At 54.5% G+C, this 17,531-nt stretch carries 9 protein-coding genes; 5 read left to right on the top strand and 4 right to left on the bottom strand.

What is annotated here, in order from left to right; translation table 11 throughout:
• Positions 1-2 precede the first annotated feature (2 nt).
• On the top strand, positions 3-215 hold the full coding sequence (locus KF752_10180) for a hypothetical protein (protein MBX3421907.1): 213 nt from the start codon (positions 3-5) through the stop codon (positions 213-215).
• 377 nt (positions 216-592) lie between these two features.
• On the opposite strand, the gene KF752_10185 is transcribed toward KF752_10180, so the two are convergent.
• Positions 593-4,579, bottom strand: a complete 3,987-nt coding sequence (locus tag KF752_10185) for a VCBS domain-containing protein (GenBank protein MBX3421908.1) — start codon at positions 4,577-4,579, stop codon at positions 593-595.
• Positions 4,580-4,647: 68 nt separating this feature from the next.
• On the opposite strand from KF752_10185, the gene KF752_10190 reads away from it, so the two are divergent.
• Positions 4,648-5,034, top strand: a complete 387-nt coding sequence (locus KF752_10190; GenBank protein MBX3421909.1) for a hypothetical protein — start codon at positions 4,648-4,650, stop codon at positions 5,032-5,034.
• Between the two features lie 548 nt (positions 5,035-5,582).
• Here the strand turns inward: KF752_10190 and KF752_10195 are convergent.
• The 3 genes from KF752_10195 to KF752_10205 all read right to left on the bottom strand — a co-directional run bounded on the left by KF752_10195 (position 5,583) and on the right by KF752_10205 (position 14,175).
• The gene (locus tag KF752_10195; protein MBX3421910.1) at positions 5,583-5,837 is read right to left on the bottom strand and encodes a hypothetical protein; all 255 of its coding nucleotides are present in this window, start codon (positions 5,835-5,837) and stop codon (positions 5,583-5,585) included.
• 188 nt (positions 5,838-6,025) lie between these two features.
• A complete protein-coding gene (locus tag KF752_10200; protein ID MBX3421911.1) occupies positions 6,026-6,196 on the bottom strand; it encodes a VCBS domain-containing protein in 171 nt (56 codons plus the stop codon).
• Between the two features lie 143 nt (positions 6,197-6,339).
• Positions 6,340-14,175, bottom strand: a complete 7,836-nt coding sequence (locus tag KF752_10205) for a DUF2341 domain-containing protein (protein MBX3421912.1) — start codon at positions 14,173-14,175, stop codon at positions 6,340-6,342.
• Between the two features lie 700 nt (positions 14,176-14,875).
• On the opposite strand from KF752_10205, the gene KF752_10210 reads away from it, so the two are divergent.
• The 3 genes from KF752_10210 (at position 14,876) to KF752_10220 (ending at position 17,515) form a co-directional block, all read left to right on the top strand.
• Positions 14,876-15,721, top strand: coding sequence for a sugar transferase (locus KF752_10210; protein ID MBX3421913.1), 846 nt, complete (start codon positions 14,876-14,878; stop codon positions 15,719-15,721).
• A gap of 73 nt (positions 15,722-15,794) precedes the next feature.
• The gene (locus tag KF752_10215) at positions 15,795-16,847 is read left to right on the top strand and encodes a Gfo/Idh/MocA family oxidoreductase (protein ID MBX3421914.1); all 1,053 of its coding nucleotides are present in this window, start codon (positions 15,795-15,797) and stop codon (positions 16,845-16,847) included.
• A 26-nt stretch (positions 16,848-16,873) separates the two neighbouring features.
• Positions 16,874-17,515 carry an N-acetyltransferase gene (locus KF752_10220; protein ID MBX3421915.1) on the top strand — a complete coding sequence of 214 codons (642 nt, stop codon included), beginning with the start codon at positions 16,874-16,876 and terminating at the stop codon, positions 17,513-17,515.
• The last annotated feature ends 16 nt before the right edge of the window (positions 17,516-17,531 follow it).

A 17,531-nucleotide genomic window follows, 5' to 3' on the forward strand; every position in this document is an offset into this window, starting at 1 on the left:
GCTTGTCACGACTGGAGCAGGAGCACAACAGCTTGTCACGACTGGGGCTGGAGCACAACAAACTCGCGCGACAGGTGCCGGACAGCAACGCGGTGCTGGCACGCAGCACACGCGAACTGGCACACAACAGGTTGGAGCCGGTGCGCAGCAAATGGATGCCGCAGCACAAGCGTTCCTACGGCCATGACAGCCAGCTTCGGCAATCGGACTCGTAGCGCTCCAAACTACTAAAGCGAGCAGAGTAGCGACAATAGTTTTCATCGTGACATTCTCCACAAAAGAGGTAAACAGACGGGATTGTGGAGAATTTAACGCTAGCCAATCGCGAGTCAAGTTGGCTGATTGGTAAAATGGAGCCATCGCATAGGAAATTACCTTCAGAAGTACCACCAGCGCTTCCAGGCAGTTCATCAATACTCATTCAGCTACCGACCTGCTTAGTCGCCCGGTTCAGGACTCTTCAAATCAGCAGCAGTCGGTGCGGCCCGGCAAGTGGCTTAAGGCCAATGTTTGCCGTGGACAATTCTTAAAAAATTCCCGCGCGCCCTGCTCAAATCTCCAATGGCAAGCGCATTTTAAAAAATTTCAATTCTCAATTATCAAACAGCCGACCCTCGAAGGTTTGATTCTCTGCCTCTTCTTCTTCCTTGGTCTCCTTTGTGCCTTGGATAATCACCAGCGGATCGACGTGGACCCAAGCGGCGGAACTGGCTAGGACGGCAAGCGCAACCTGCCCTAGATAGACGACCCACACCACAACACCTGCTCCCAAGCTGACCGCAAACACTGAATCCACACCGACCATGAATTGAATTCCGCCGCGATCGCTGTCGCCATCAGTGTTCAGGTCATCAAATAGGCCGACATACTGCGGCAGGTCACTCACCAGCTCTCGAACGGTTTCGGCTACTCTGCGGCCCAGCGAGAACTGTTCGAACTGCGTCCGCCAGACCAGGGCCGCAAACTGGCGATTACGAATGCCTAACGCATCAAATTCTAGCGGCTTGGAGTGCCAGCCTGAGACTTCAGCTACAACGTCTTCTCCCGGCTGGGCAGGCTGCGTACTGTCCGCGACCAGTGACGTGTCCTGGGTCGAATCATCGTTGTCTGTCTTGCGATCGTCGGGCAAGGGGCCGCCTGCCTCGGATGTGGAACTGTCGCCATCAGAATCGCGGCCTCCACTACCTCCTCCTCCGCCATCGGGTGGTGGTGCGAAGCCCTCTGTAACGTTGATCGTAAATACAGCCTGCGTTATCAACTGTCCGTCGCTGACGGCTACCGTGAACGTTACCGGCCCGACATACTGTGGCGCTGGCACAAACGTCAGCGTTCCATTGGGATGTATCACTAAACTGCCCGAGGCTGGCCCAGACACTAAGCTGACCGTCATCGCACTGCCCTCTGGGTCTGCCGCATAGGCCAGCAACCCTGGCGCCGACAGGTTCAGCGCCGCAGACCAACTGGTCGTCAACGAGCCAGGCGTCACCAGCGGCGCTTCGTTGACGTCGTTGACCACCACCGTAAACTGCTCGTCATAGCTAGCACCAGCAGCATCCGTCACGCGTACCACAATCTGATGGCTGGCGGCCGCCTCGTAGTTCAGCAGCGTCCCGTTGGCCACCGTGATCTGACCGGTCGCGGCATCAATGGCAAACCGCCCGCCGGCGCTGCTGACTAACCAGTAGCTAAACGTGTCACCGGCATCGATATCGCTAGCCACGACCGAACCGACAACCGAACCGTTAGGCGAATTTTCGTCGATCGCCAGAGCCGTGGCCGTCAGATCATGCGGTGCATCGTTGGCACCATGGATGGTAATGACCAGCTGCGTGGTCGATGTTAGACCGCCTGAATCAGCGATCGTATAGCTGAACGTGTCGGTCAGCGTATCGGCAGCGGTCCGCAGCGCCTGGACGTCCGGATGTAGCTGGTCGATCACATACTGGTAACTGCCGTCGGCCTGCAGAGTCACCCAACCGTAGTTGCCCGCAACGCTCGAGCCTACCGCACCGGAGGTCGATGCCTGCACACCGACGGCCACGCCCACTACGCTGCGCGTGTCCCCCTGATCCACATCCCAATCGTTAGCTAGCGTATTGCCACTAGCCGAACTGCCTGGTGTTGCATTGGCCACACCACCCGCCTCGGTCGCCTGGCCGGAATCGGACTCGGCCACCGGTGCGTCATTGGTTCCGGTAATGGTAATCGTCAATTGATGTGTATCGTGGGCTCCACTCGGATCGGCCACCGCGATGGTATAGGTCAACACCAGTGACTGGCCCTCAGCCAAATAATCAAAGGCCTCACTGCCCGAATCAAACGCCCAGTTGATCGTTCCCGTTTCACTCGTGTTGTTGACGACATTCGTATTGACCGACAGCATGGCCAGCAGGGCTGCATTGTTCGACAGCAGGCCAGTCGTGGTTCCCGAAGCGACTACACTGGACACCGCTGCGGTCACGGTATCGGTAGTATTGATATCTTCAACCGACAGCGTACCACCACTGGTCACCGTCGTGTTAGTTTCAGCCAAGGTATCTGAATCGTTGTCGCCAGCTTCAACCGTAATGACCGGAGCCGAGTTGTCACCATTGATGACAATCGTGATATCCTGCGTGTCCGTTGCGTTTTGCGAATCGGTCACGGTGATGGTGTAGGTCAACGTGAGCGACTCACCTGCGGCCAGATAGCCGAACGTGTAGCTGTCCGAATCGAACTGCCAGTTAATTGTGCCAGCTTGCTGGCTGTCGGAAATGATGCTGGTATTGATTGACAACAGGGCTTCTAACTGCGCGTCGCTCAGCGCCAATCCGGTAGTATTGCCAGACTTGTTGAAGCCGGTCACTGCCGCTGTGACAACATCAGTACGATCCAGATCAGCTACGCTCAAGCTTCCATTGGTGGTCAATGTGTTGCCATCAACCGTCAGGGTATCACCGGTACTATCGGCCATTTCGACCGTAATCACCGGCACATCATTCGCTCCCGTGATCGTAACGGTGACTTCTTGCGTGTCGGTCGCGCTTTGCGAGTCGGTGACGGTCAGCGTATAGGTCAGGACCAATGATTCACCTACAGCCAAGTAGTCAAAGGCTTCACTGCCCGAATCAAACGCCCAGTTGATCGTTCCCGTTTCACTCGTGTTGTTAACGACATTCGTATTGACCGACAGCATGGCCAGCAGAGCTGCGTTGTTCGACAGCAGGCCAGTCGTGGTCCCCGAAGCGACTACACTGGACACCGCTGCGGTCACGGTATCGGTAGTATTGACATCTTCAACCGACAGCGTACCACCACTGGTCAGAGTCGAATCCGTTTCAGCCAAGGTATCTGAATCGTTGTCGCCAGCTTCAACCGTAATGACCGGAGCCGAGTTGTCACCATTGATGACAATCGTGATATCCTGCGTGTCCGTTGCGTTTTGCGAATCGGTGACGGTGATGGTGTAGGTTAGCGTGAGCGACTCACCTGCGGCCAGATAGCCGAACGTGTAGCCGTCAGAATCGAACTGCCAGTTAATTGTGCCAGCTTGCTGGCTGTCGGAAATGATGCTGGTATTGATTGACAATAGGGCCTCTAACTGCGCATCGCTCAGTGCCAATCCGGTAGTATTGCCAGACTTGTTGAAGCCGGTCACTGCGGCCGTCACCGTATCCGTGCGATCCAAGTCTCCAACACTCAAGCTTCCATCGGTGGTCAATGTGTTGCCATCAACCGTCAGGGTATCACCGGTACTATCGGCCATTTCGACCGTAATTACTGGCACATCATTGGTGCCTGTGATGGTGATGGTCACCTCCTGAGTATCGGTAGCCCCCTGGGAATCTTCTACCTGAATGGTGTAGGTCAGTACCAACGACTGGCCGACCGCCAAATAATCAAACGCCTCGGTACTCGAGTCAAACTGCCAGGTGATCGTTCCGGTCTGGCTGCTGCCATCAATCACCATTGAGTTGACGGACAACATCGCCAACAAAGCGGCGTTATTGGAAAGAAGTCCTGTTGTGGTTCCGGTAGCCACCACCGAAGTGACTTCGGCTGTTACTATGTCTGCCACATCAACATCGCTGGCCGTGAGTGTACCATCGGATGATAGTCCAGCATTTGCCTCAGTTAACGAATCGCTGATTGAGTCGCCACTTTCGACAGACAGAATTGGTGCATCATTGACATGGCTGACCACGATGGAGGCCAACGCGACGTTCGACGAATACGCCGTTGTGCCGCCGTTGGAGGAAGCATTGCCATAGTTGGCCGTGGCATTGGTCGAGGCTGTGCCGGTGGTTTGATCCCAGGCGCGATAGCTGAAGGTGGCGGTCTCGCCGTTGTTGTCGTCGGGGATGTAGCGAACCTGGGTGCTCGAAGTGATCAACAAGGCGTTCGTGTTGGAAACCGCCCCAAAAGCACGCCAAGTCACGCCGTCGGTCGAGTATTGCCAGGTACCATTGCCCGTTGTAGCTGTGATCGCCAATCCGCTGACGGCACCGTCATTCGCTCCCGTGATCGTAACGGTGACTTCTTGCGTGTCGGTCGCGGCTGCGAGTCGGTGACGGTCAGCGTTAGGTCGGACAGCGGTCACCTACAGCCAAGTAGTCAAAGGCCTCACTGCCCGAATCAAACGCCCAGTTGATCGTTCCCGTTTCACTCGTGTTGTTAACGACATTCGTATTGACCGACAACATCGCCAGCAGAGCTGCATTGTTCGACAGCAGGCCAGTCGTGGTCCCCGAAGCGACTACTGGACACCGCTGCGATCACGGTTCGGTATTGACATCTTCAACCGACGTACCACTGGTCAGAGTCGTGTTAGTTTCAGCCAAGGTATCTGAATCGTTGTCGCCAGCTTCAACCGTAATGACCGGGCGAGTTGTCACCATTGATGACAATCGTGATATCCTGCGTGTCCGTTGCGTTTGCGAATCGGTGACGGTGATGGTGTGGGTCAACGTGAGCACCACCTGCGGCCAGATAGCCGAACGTGTACGTCGAATCGAACTGCCAGTTAGTGGCCTGACTGCTGGCTGTCGGAAATGATGCTGGTATTGATTGACAATAGGGCCTCTAACTGCGCGTCGCTCAGCGCCCAATCGGTCGTATTGCAGACTTGCCGAAACCGGTCACGGCCGCTGTAACAACATCAGTACGATCCAGATCCAGCTACGCTCAAGCTGCATTGGTGGTCAATGTGTTGCCATCAACCGTCAGGGTATCACCGGTACTATCGGCCATTTCGTAATCACCGGCACATCATTCGCTCCGTGATCGTAACGGTGACTTCTTGCGTGTCGGTCGCGGCTGCGAGTCGGTGACGGTCAGCGTATAGGTCAGGACCAATGATTCACCTACAGCCAAGTAGTCAAAGGCTTCACTGCCCGAATCAAACGCCCAGTTGATCGTTCCCGTTTCCTCGTGTTGTTAACGACATTCGTATTGACCGACAGCATGGCCAGCAGAGCTGCGTTGTTCGACAGCAGGCCAGTCGTGGTCCCCGAAGCGACACTGGACACCGCTGCGGTCACGGTATCGGTAGTATTGACATCTTCAACCGACAGCGTACCACCATGGTCAGAGTCGAATCCGTTTCAGCAAGGTATCTGAATCTTGTCGCCAGCTTCAACCAATGACCGGAGCCGAGTTGTCACCTTGATGACAATCGTGATATCCTGCGTGTCCGTTGCGTTTGCGAATCGGTGACGGTGATGGTGTGGTTGGCGGCGACTCACCTGCGGCCAGATAGCCGAACGTGTAGCCGTCAGAATGAACTGCCAGTTAATTGTAGCTTGCTGGCTGTCGGAAATGATGCTGGTATTGATTGACAATAGGGCCTCTAACTGCATATCAGTGCCAATCCGGTGTATTGCCAGACTTGTTGAAGCCGGTCACTGCGGCCGTCACCGTATCGTGCGATCCAAGTCTCCAACACTCAAATCGGTGGTCAATGTGTTGCCATCAACCGTCAGGGGTCACCATTATCGGCCATTTCGACCGTAATTACTGGCATCATTGGTGCCTGTGATGGTGATGGTCACCTCCTGGTATCGGTAGCCTGGGAATCTTCTACCTGAATGGTGTAGGTCAGTACCAACGACTGGCCGACCGCCAAATAATCAAACGCCTCGGTACTCGAGTCAAACTGCCAGGTGATCGTTCCGGTCTGGCTGCTGCCATCAATCACCATTGAGTTGACGGACAACATCGCCAACAAAAGCGGCGTTATTGGAAGAATCCTGTTGTGGTTCGGTAGCCACCACCAAAGTGACTTCGGCTGTTACTATGTCTGCCACATCAACATCGCTGGCCGTGGTGTACCATCGGATGATAGTCCAGCATTTGCCTCAGTTAACGAATCGCTGATTGAGTCGCCACTTTCGACAGAAAGAATTGGTGCATCATTGACATGGCTGACCACGATGGAGGCCAACGCGACGTTCGACGAATACGCCGTTGTGCCGCCGTTGGAGAAGCATTGCCATAGTTGGCCGTGGCATTGGTCGAGGCTGTGCCGGTGGTTTGATCCCAGGCGCGATAGCTGAAGGTGGCGGTCTCGCCGTTGTTGTCGTCGGGGATGTAGCGAACCTGGGTGCTCGAAGTGATCAACAAGGCGTTCGTGTTGGAAACCGCCCCAAAAGCACGCCAAGTCACGCCGTCGGTCGAGTATTGCCAGGTACCATTGCCCGTTGTAGCTGTGATCGCCAATCCGCTGACGGCACCGTCATCTACATCCGCCCAGCTGGCGCCAGTCAAAATCGCCGAAGCCAATGTTCCCGACGACGTGGTGTCCTCATTGGTGCCGGTCAACGAATAGGTGTAACCGTTGGTGAGCGTGGGAGCATCGTTGACGCTGGTTACGACCATCGAAGCTGACGCCACATTGGCTGAATAAGCCGTCGTGCCGCCGTTGGAGGAAGCATTGCCATAGTTGGCCGTGGCATTGGTCGAGGCTGTGCCGGTGGTTTGATCCCAGGCGCGATAGCTGAAGGTGGCAGTTTCGCCGTTGTTGTCGTCGGGGATGTAGCGAACCTGGGTGCTCGACGTGATCAACAAGGCGTTCGTGTTGGAAACCGCCCCGAAAGCACGCCAAGTCACGCCGTCGGTCGAGTATTGCCAGGTACCATTGCCCGTTGTAGCTGTGATCGCCAATCCGCTGACAGCACCAGTATCTACATCCGCCCAGCTGGCGCCAGTCAGAATCGCCGAAGCAAATGTTCCCGACGACGTGGTGTCCTCATTGGTGCCGGTCAACGAATAGGTGTAACCGTTGGTGAGGGTGGGAGCATCGTTGACGCTGGTTACGACCATCGAAGCTGACGCCACATTGGCTGAATAGGCTGTCGTGCCGCCGTTGGAGGACGCATTGCCATAGTTGGCCGTGGCATTGGTCGAGGCTGTGCCGGTGGTTTGATCCCAGGCGCGATAGCTGAAGGTGGCGGTCTCGCCGTTAGCACTGTCAGGAATGTAGCGAACCTGGGTGCTCGACGTGATCAACAAGGCGCTCGTGTTGGAAACCGCCCCAAAAGCACGCCAAGTCACGCCGTCGGTCGAGTATTGCCAGGTACCATTGCCCGTTGTAGCTGTGATCGCCAATCCACTGACAGCACCGGCATCTACATCCGCCCAGCTGGCGCCAGTCAAAATCGCCGAAGCCAATGTTCCCGACGACGTAGTGTCCTCATTGGTGCCGGTCAACGAATAGGTGTAACCGTTGGTGAGCGTGGGAGCATCGTTGATATTTAAGACTGTTACATAAATCGTTTGCGAATCTAGCCCCCCCTGACCGTCGCTCACCTGTACGACAACTTCATAGATGTTATCCAGATTTGAATCGGTAGGTGCCTCGTAGTCGGGGGGATTTACAAAGGTCAGTACGCCAGTCTGGTTATGGATGTTAAACGCACCGCCGTCAGTCCCACCGACGATCGAATATGTCAGCGTGTCACCATTGGCATCAGTTGCCATGACGGTCGTTACAGCCGCTTGATTTTCGTCGACTGATATCGAAGCCGATCCACCGCCGCCATTAGAGGTAATCGTAGGCGGTAAATTGCTCGTGTCAAATGTAATGAGCAACTGCGGACCGTTGCCAGATTCGGAACTGTCATAAGTGATCGCGGTTGTCCCAAGATCGGGACTGCCAATAACCAATCCAAAGTTGGCAAAGTTGCCCAGATACCAACTGTTGACTAGGCTGGTAATATTCCAGGAATGTTGGCCAGTATCACCCGTATTGAGGGTGGCAATCACGGTTGAATTAAAAGCACCTCCAGCCAACGTCCAGTTCACACCCGCCTGAGCTTGCGTCCAACTAGCTGCACCGGCTGCACCCGACTGAGCGCCCTCCGTCCAAGCTTGCGTTAAGCGATAGACGTTAATGTTCATCGCGCCGCCATTGGCCGTCGAGTTCATGATCAACGTCGCGCTGGTGATGGTTGCGTCGCTGGGAATTGCCGACAGATCAAATTGGATGAGGATTCGAGAATTTCCGATGCTGCCACCCGATCTGTCAACGATCAGGCTTGAAGATTGCCCATAATTAAAACCCGTGTTCACACTGGTAATGTAAGTGTCTTCGAACGCGTAAATGACATCAGTGCCAACAGCATCGGTCACCGTTACGCTGATTGTTTGTGTACTTGAACCTCCGCGTCCATCGCTAGCTTGGACCGTGACCTGGTAGACGTTGTCCTGGTTCGAATCGTTAGGTGCTTCAAAGTCCGGTGCAACGATAAACGCTAATGCCCCAGTACTTGAATTGATGGTAAATTTAGCTGCATCTAGGCCGCCCACAATGGAGTAGGTTGGCGAGTTGTCATCCGGATCGGCGCTGGTGACAGTCGTCACAGCCTTGTTATTTTCCACAACGTTGACGTTCGCAGTTGCTCCGCCGCCGTTGGACGTAATCAGCGGCGAGTCATTAGCGCCTTGGATGGTAACCGTGATTTGTGTCGTGCTGGTCAACCCACCGGAATCCTGCATGGTATAGGTAAACACATCGCTGAGTGTTTCGGCAGCAGATTTCAAGGCTTGTACCGTAGAATTGTTGTTGTCCACAGTATACGTGAAGTTACCGTTAGCCGCGATGATAATCGAACCATACGTGCCGACCACATTTGCTCCAACACTCCCGACCGTGTTCGCCACAATCCCGGCGGCAACGCCAATCACGGCCTGTGTGTCGCCAACATCCGGGTCGGTGTCGTTGGTTAACACGTTACCCGATGGGTTAATTCCCGCTGAACCATTGCTAATCCCGCCCGCTTCGACGGCAATGGCCGTGTCGACGTTAGCAGAGGGTGCATCGTTGACACTCGTGACCACCATGGAACCTGAAGCTACATTCGTGGAATAGGCTGTCGTGCCGCCGTTGGAGGACGCATTGCCATAGTTGGCCGTGGCATTGGTCGAGGCTGTGCCGGTGGTTCGGTCCCAGGCGCGATAGCTGAAGGTGGCGGTCTCGCCGTTAGCACTGTCAGGAATGTAGCGAACCTGGGTGCTCGACGTGATCAACAAGGCGTTCGTGTTGGAAACCGCCCCAAAAGCACGCCAAGTCACGCCGTCGGTCGAGTACTGCCAGGTACCATTGCCCGTTGTAGCTGTGATCGCCAATCCGCTGACGGCACCGGTATCTACATCCGCCCAGCTGGCGCCAGTCAAAATCGCCGAAGCCAATGTTCCCGACGACGTGGTGTCCTCATTGGTGCCGGTCAACGAATAGGTGTAACCGTTGGTGAGCGTGGGAGCATCGTTGACGCTGGTTACGACCATCGAAGCTGACGCCACATTGGCTGAATAGGCTGTCGTGCCGCCGTTGGAGGAAGCATTGCCATAGTTGGCCGTGGCATTGGTCGAGGCTGTGCCGGTGGTTCGGTCCCAGGCGCGATAGCTGAAGGTGGCGGTCTCGCCGTTAGCACTGTCAGGAATGTAGCGAACCTGCGTGCTCGACGTGATCAACAAGGCGTTCGTGTTGGAAACCGCCCCAAAAGCACGCCAAGTCACACCATCGGTCGAGTACTGCCAGGTACCATTGCCCGTTGTAGCTGTGATCGCCAATCCGCTGACAGCACCAGTGTCGACGTCGGCGTGACTGGCACCCGCTAAGATGGTTGAAGCCAAGGTGCCGGAGGAAGTCGTGTTTTCATTGGTACTCGTCAGGCTGTAAGTATAACCGTTAGTGATTGTTGGGGCTTCATTGACATCCAGGACCGTCACGGCAATATTCTGCGTCGTAGTCAGCGCTCCATCGCTGACTTGAACTTGCACGTTGTAAACATTATCGGTTCCAACATCGGTTGGGATCTCATAGTTTGGCCCCGTAATAAAACTCAGCACACCGGTGCTACTATGAATCGTGAACTTGGCAGCATCGGCACCACCGCTAATCGAGTAGGTCAGTGTTTGCGGTGGAGACCCGGGATCGCTGGCCGTAACTGTCGTGACAAAAGTGGAGTTCTCATTGATCTGCACCGCCGCATTTGCGCCACCGCCATTACTGGTGATGATTGGTGGCCCCACTTCGCCAGTGAACGTGGTGTAGGTGCCAGGACTGCTCTGTGTGCGATAATGGGCGAGAATGCTGTTGGCCGATTCGACCGTGGTTTGAAAACGAACTTCGTCAATCGAGCCTTGCCACCATTCGTTGTTTAACACGGATCGCCCGATATAAAGCGGACTACTGTTTGCTGACGGATTCGCCGAGGCGCTGGTGGTTGTGTAGACCGCCGAACCATTGACATAGACAACGATAGTATCGGTTGCATTGTCGAATGTCATCGCAACATGCGACCAGGTGTTTAAGGTCAGCGCATAATTGGATTTATATTGTGTACCAACGAGATAGACTTCCAGTTGGGCATTACGAATTCCAAACCAGTAATGCCAGGCATTGTCGGCCGGTCCCTTGCTTACAATCGTCCGCCAGGAGGAGTCATTGACAGTCGGTCTGACCCACGCCGAAATGGTAAATGTCTGGGTCTCGTCGAGGCTGTTCGCATCGCTTACCGTGATGTTTTGATTGCTGCCGTTGAACGACCGCCCATCTTCAATGATGCCGGTGGCGTTGGTACTGCCGACATTGGTGCCATTGTTGGCGTTGGCAGTGCTGTCTCCAAAGCTCCCGTTCGACAAATGCCAAACGCCACCATACGTTGAGTTCCAAGTGCCAGAATCATTCCACTGATTTGCCGCCGCAGCATTGCCATAGTAGACATAGAGTGACGTAGTCGAAAGCGCAGACAACGTCGGTACATTCACCCAGGCCTTAATACGACCGGTAGCAGCATCATAGCTTTCGATTTCGTGACTCAGCTTGGTCGTGCCGTCGCTGAGCGTGAATAGAATGTCCCCACCATCAGCCTGACCTACATTTCCGCCGTTGGCAGTTGATCTAAGACTAGCCTGGGTCACGTCGATGAGGATTGTAAAATTACTGGCATTGGTCGAACCGTCCAAGAGCGCCGCCGACACGGTTACCGTTTGCCGATATTGCCAGTTTGCGTTGTACCAGGCGAGACTGACTTCCGCTGAATACAGTTCTTCCATGTCGAATACGGCGGTAAAGCCCTGCGCAGCACTCAAAATAGCTCCCGTCGAGGCATACTCCAGAATCCAGTCTCCGTCAGCACCGGTCACATTATTTGATGCGAACACTTGGGCGGACGTAATTTCCGCCAATTGTTCCACCAACAACTGCCCGGCCAAATCGCCAGTAACGTCACATCCCAGTAGATAGATTTTGGTATCTGAACTGAAGCTTTTGCCTAAGACTTGCAAACTAGCCTGATAGTCCGTCAGGTTGTCGGCCGTGATCCAATTGCTGCCTAACTGAAAGGCGCCGGCCACGCCGTGCGAAAGAATGGAGAACGTTTCGATCTGCGACTCACTTTGGACGGCCCAGTTTCCAACCTGATTCAGAATATCGGCGGCTGATTGCGACTGACTGTTGTAGACAAACACCAGGGCGTGCTGTCGGACGGCTCTGATCAGGGTTTCTGAGTCCTCCAATTGCAGATCGATCAACACCACGTCCTTGGCCTGAAGTTGATCGAGAGCAGGTTGGTACGGATTAAGGGCTGTCTGAGCGGTGAAATGCCACTGGGCCTCTGTGGATTCGGCTCCCACACTGTTCCAAAAAACTTCCGCCTGACTGCCGATCAAATTGGCATACAAGCTGGCATCCGAGGCGGTCGATGCAATCCTTAACTGACTGGCTTCATTACCCCACAGGTGGTTGCCAACGAGTACGGTAGAATGGCTGTTTATCTCCAAACCTGCATCAGCAAAACCGGTGATGCCGAGCCCAATGATCCAACTCCCATCGCTGCCCTCGGCCAGCACTAAACCAGAACCGGCACTAGTCCCACTGCCGTCAATAACGATTGGCTGCGAATAACCGTCAATCGTGATGGCATCGGTGATCTCTGGCAATGCTTCCAGCAGATGGATGGTGTGCAGACCATCTCCTGCAATGGCAAAACGAATCGCGTCATGGCCTGCCAATGCATTGGCATCCAGAATGACCTGACGAAGCGAACCTGCACCGCTATCGTTGGCGTTGGTCACGATGAAGGTATCCAGCAGTCCATGCCATTCTGCCTGCATGGCAGCGCTAATGGCAATCTGCGTTTCGATCTCTCCAAGTTGGAACTCGAACAACCAGTTGCCACCTAAACTCTCGGTTCCAATGGCCGTCACGCTGGCCGCGATGTCAGCCCCCGTCAGATTCCTAAAATTCGTCAATAGCTCACGGCCCGCATCAGTGCTGGCCAGGTTGCACCCGTAGAACAACAGATCAGCTCGCTCGTTCAACGAACCTGCCCAAGATGCAAATTCATCCTCGCGAGCGGTTACCGCCGACAAATCAAACCAGGTATCACCGAACTTAACCGCGCGGTCCGTGCCGTGAGTAATGAAGTGCACTGCATCAAAGCGCTGCTCCGTTTGCTGCAAGTAGGCGTTAATTGTCAGCAGCCCATCAGTATCTGCGCCCAACAATACCACTTCCAGCCGCGTCCCTGCGCCGGCTTGGTTTTGCAGGTCGTTCAAGAGCTGCTGGTAATCGGCCACGCCCTGATCCAAGAACACCAATTCGATCCGCTCAACGACTACAGCCACCTCGCTCGCGGTCGTTAGAATCTGTGTCCAGGGGGCTGATATTCCAACCGGCTCCCGCGTGCCCGAGTTGGAAAACATCAACGCGTTTTCCACCCCCGCTGATAGAGCTTCGATCCCAGAATTGCATACCTGAAATCGGCACTCAGCACTTTCGCGACTCGCCAGCATATCGGCAGCAGTGAACGATGCGAGGGATTGCAGCGCATCATCACCTCCAGGACTGGGGACAACGCTCAGGCCGCACAACAAGATCTCGCCGCCCGAGGTCAGTGAAACATCCGATTGTGTCAATTCCTCCAGCAGTCGCGTAATCTGCGCGATGCCTTCGTCCACCCGGTTAAGAATGTGGATGTCGCAGGTTGCGGCGGTCTGGCTTGTCTGTTGTTCAGTGATCGGCCGGTCGACATCGTAGACTTCCGGCTGAGTCAGCATACATTCAAGGCGGTTGGCGGTGGCCACGGCAGATGCCGTCACTAGAGTTTCTGAGGCATACGCCAGTACCCAATTGCCGCCCAGCGTAGTCCCATCCGCCGGTTCCCATGCCTTCTCGAGGATTGCTGCGTCATTCTGCAATTCGTCGATAAGCCGTTGCTGTTCGATCAGGCAAGTGTCGATAAAGGCCTCATCCAGTTGGTGGGGTTCGGTAGCCGGAGTGTCTACGGGATATATGTCAGAACTGGATGGTGTGACACTGTTGGCATCGAGCTCATCCTCAGACAAGGGGTCGGCGTTGTGCAGTGCTTCAGCCAAACCATCTGGGGATACGGTGGTTTCTTCTATGCCGAGTGAAGCTGTAGCCGCAATTTCTTCCGGCGCAAATAAGGCTTCCGGCAAGTAATCAAAATTGTCTCCCAGCGGATCGGCCCACGAGTCCACAGGCTGAGCGTTCAGCTCTGCAGCGGCTGCCACAATATCAATTGGAAGTGGGGTGGCGCTATACAGTATCCGCTCTTCCAGAATCGCTACATCCATGGGTCGGCGACGAACTTGACCGCTGAGGCGAGTGCGCCACCAACAGCGAAGTACCGTAATTAGGCCCAACAGGGTTTTCCAATGTTTACGAATCATCTGTTTCAATGCTGCACCCTGCACGAGCGTTTCACATTCCAGAAGTTAGGCACGCCAGACGGTGCGTCCTTGGTTGGCGCATTGCCCCTGGGTGAGAGTAGCTGTGGGAACCGAAGCCTTTACCGCTTGCCTGGAGATTGTCAATCAGAAGATCGGACGGGGCTGAGTAAACTCTAGCGGGCGACCCATAAGATTGCGCTTGGAATGAAACTAGCGGCTGAAGCGATCATGACGTCCACGAAGTCTAGGCCGCAGTTGTAATCTGCCGTTTGAATGAATAAACAGGATCATGAGGCGGCTGATCAGTCACAATTTTGATTGGTATCGTCTCCTGAATACACTGATTATCCCATCTGTATGGGCTTAGAGACGCAAGAAACGGTTGCAACTACTAGCGTGTGTCGTGGTCTTTAAAGATGCAGCCGTTCACGCTAAAGCCCAGCGTCGGCCATGGGAGACCCCTTAACGGCAGAACGAAGCTCATTGAAATTTCTCTCTATTTTGTAAGAAAACATATCTGCAGACTGGCCTTGGTTAATCAGCATACAGATCTGTGAATGATTACGCGAAAACAAAAGGCTTTCTGTTTGCGAGCCGGTTCTGTGGGAATTACTATAGCTTTTCAAGGCCCCTACCTAACGACGTTACCGCCCCTATCCAACGGCGTTGTCGGTGGGCGAATTTGTATCGCATGTGCCAAATGATGAAACTGAACGCCCATTTGCAAAATTTGGCTACAGCCGCGATCACCGAAACGACTTGCCGAAGCAGTCCGACCGACACAGAGAGTGAAAGCTCCAAAGCTACCATTCATCGGAGTTTGCGAGAGTCGCCGGCGGCCCTCTCGCTATTCGTCTCAGCGAACGCGTTTCCGCTGGCTGATGAGTTAGCCCACAGTGAAGACGAGCGCAAGCGAAGAGCATTTCAGCATTGTCGGCATCGCCCGATTCCAAGCTGGAAGCGAGCCATGGATATCGTGATTAGCGTGTTTCTAGCTGTGCTTTTGCTGCCGGTACTAGCTGGAATTAGTTTACTAGTACTGGTCGTGTCGGGCCGGCCCGTTCTGTTTCGTCAGAAGCGCTTAGGAGAGATGGGTCGAGAATTTGTGATATTCAAATTCAGGACGCTTCACGAAAGCCCAGTCGCCACCGAAGACCACCGTCAATTTGTAGCTGACTTGATGGACAGTACTCAAGCTGCTGCCAAGCCTGATTTATCAAAGCGAATGATTCCGGGTGGCCGACTGCTGCGTAGTACATCGCTGGACGAACTGCCGCAACTACTGAATATTTTGCGTGGCGAAATGAGTCTGATTGGGCCGAGACCGGACGTATTGAGGTGGGAAGACTACGAACCTGAGCAGCTCAAGCGATTCGAAGTATTGCCCGGCGTAACCGGTCTGTGGCAAGTCAGCGGCAAGAACAAGCTGACGTTCAACGAGATGGTTCAGAAGGACCTGGAATATATTCAACGGCGATCGCTCAGGCTGGATATGAGCATCCTACTGAAAACGATAAAGCTGGTCGCACGTCAGGATAATAACTAACGCTCGCTGTGAACTAGAGCAAGCTACACGCCAGAAATTGTGCATTGTTTGTTGTCAACTTTGAGAACTCAACATGATTCGAATTGGTACGGTTGGATTGGGGTACTGGGGCCCTAATCTACTGCGGTGCTTGACCGAAATCCCGAATTGCAAAGTAACAGCGGTTTGTGATCAACGGCCAGATCAGTTGCTGCGCATGCGCGAGCGACACCCAAGCGTACGCTGTTTCCAAGATTTTTCACAGATGTTGGAGAGCAATCTAGTTGACGCGGTGGTCATTGCTACTCCGACGACCACGCACTTTCCTTTGGCCATGCAAGCTCTGGAACGAGGGCTGCATGTCATGGTGGAAAAGCCCTTGGCGCAAACGTCGGAACAGTGTCGCGACATGATAGCGACGGCTGAATCACTGTCGAGAGTGTTATTCGTGGGCCACGTGTTTCTGCATTCTACGCCAGTACTGAAGCTGAAAGAACTGATCGACCAAGGAGAGCTAGGGCGACTGAGCTACATCAGCAGTCGGCGACTGAATCTCGGGCCAGTTCGAAAAGATGTAGGCGCTTTGTATGACCTGGCGACGCACGACATCTCGATGATGCTATACCTCCTGGACGATAATCCTCTGCGAGTTAGCTGCACCGGAATCGACTTGTTGAAGCCTGGTAATCACGATGTCTGTAATTTGACAATGCATTTTCCAGAGAACCGCATGGGCATGATCCATGTCAGTTGGCTGGACCCGCGTAAGGAACGCGTATTGACGGTTGTCGGGGACAAGAAGATGGCCGTGTACGACGACTTGGATCAAGAAAAGATCAAGGTGTTCGACAAGGGGGTCAATTTACCTCCACCGGCCGGCGATTTTGCCGAATTCCAGTTCTCCTATCGACACGGCGGGAGTTATAGCCCGTACCTGAATGAGAAAGAACCGCTGAAGGCGGAGTGCACTGATTTCATACGCTGCATTGTGGATGGCGGCTTGCCAGTCACAGGCGGGGAAAATGGTTTGGCAGTGGTTGAAGTGTTGGAAGCTGCACATCGTTCGCTGCTTCGCGACGGTGCTCCCGTCTGGTTGGGCACAGATATCGAGCTTGACGAGCGGCACGCTTCGCGAGCAGCACGTTGACTGGCCTGGCGCTACTGGAGCGGCTTATGAAAGTTAACATTCACCCTCAAGCACTGGTCGAATCGTCAGACATCGGCGAAGGCACTAGTATCTGGGCATTTGCTCATGTCATGCAGAATGTGCGAATTGGCAGTGGTTGTAACATCGGCGACCACACATTCCTGGAATCAGGCGCTTCGGTCGGCAACCAGGTAACCATCAAGAACCAGGTCTGCATTTGGGAAGGGATCACTATCGAAGACGGTGTACTGATCGGCCCGCGCGTCACGTTTACCAACGATCGCTATCCGCGATCTCCGAGAATGCCAGAAGCCCAACAGCGTTATACCGTCCGCGAAAACTGGTTGTGCCGGACGGTTGTTCGCTGGGGCTGTTCGATTGGTGCAGGGGCGGTTATCTGCCCAGGACTAGAGCTGGGATATTACTCGGTGATCGCAGCCGGTGCCGTGGTTAGTCGGAATGTGCCAGCGTTTTCATTGGTTCGTGGCAATCCAGCCCGATTCGCTGGGAACATGTGCAGTTGTGGACAGCCGCTGAAAGGGCCGTGGGAGAGCACCCAGTGTGGCCAGTGCGGTGAAACCGGTTGTAGCAGGCAGGAGCGACTGAATAGCCGGCTTTCGCTGGCATCGCATGTTGAATCGACGTCCGGCTTTAAGCAGCATAGTTAATCGGCCTAGTCGCATC

It is taken from the genome of Pirellulaceae bacterium, from assembly GCA_019636385.1.
Taxonomy (GTDB): Bacteria; Planctomycetota; Planctomycetia; order Pirellulales; family Pirellulaceae; genus Aureliella.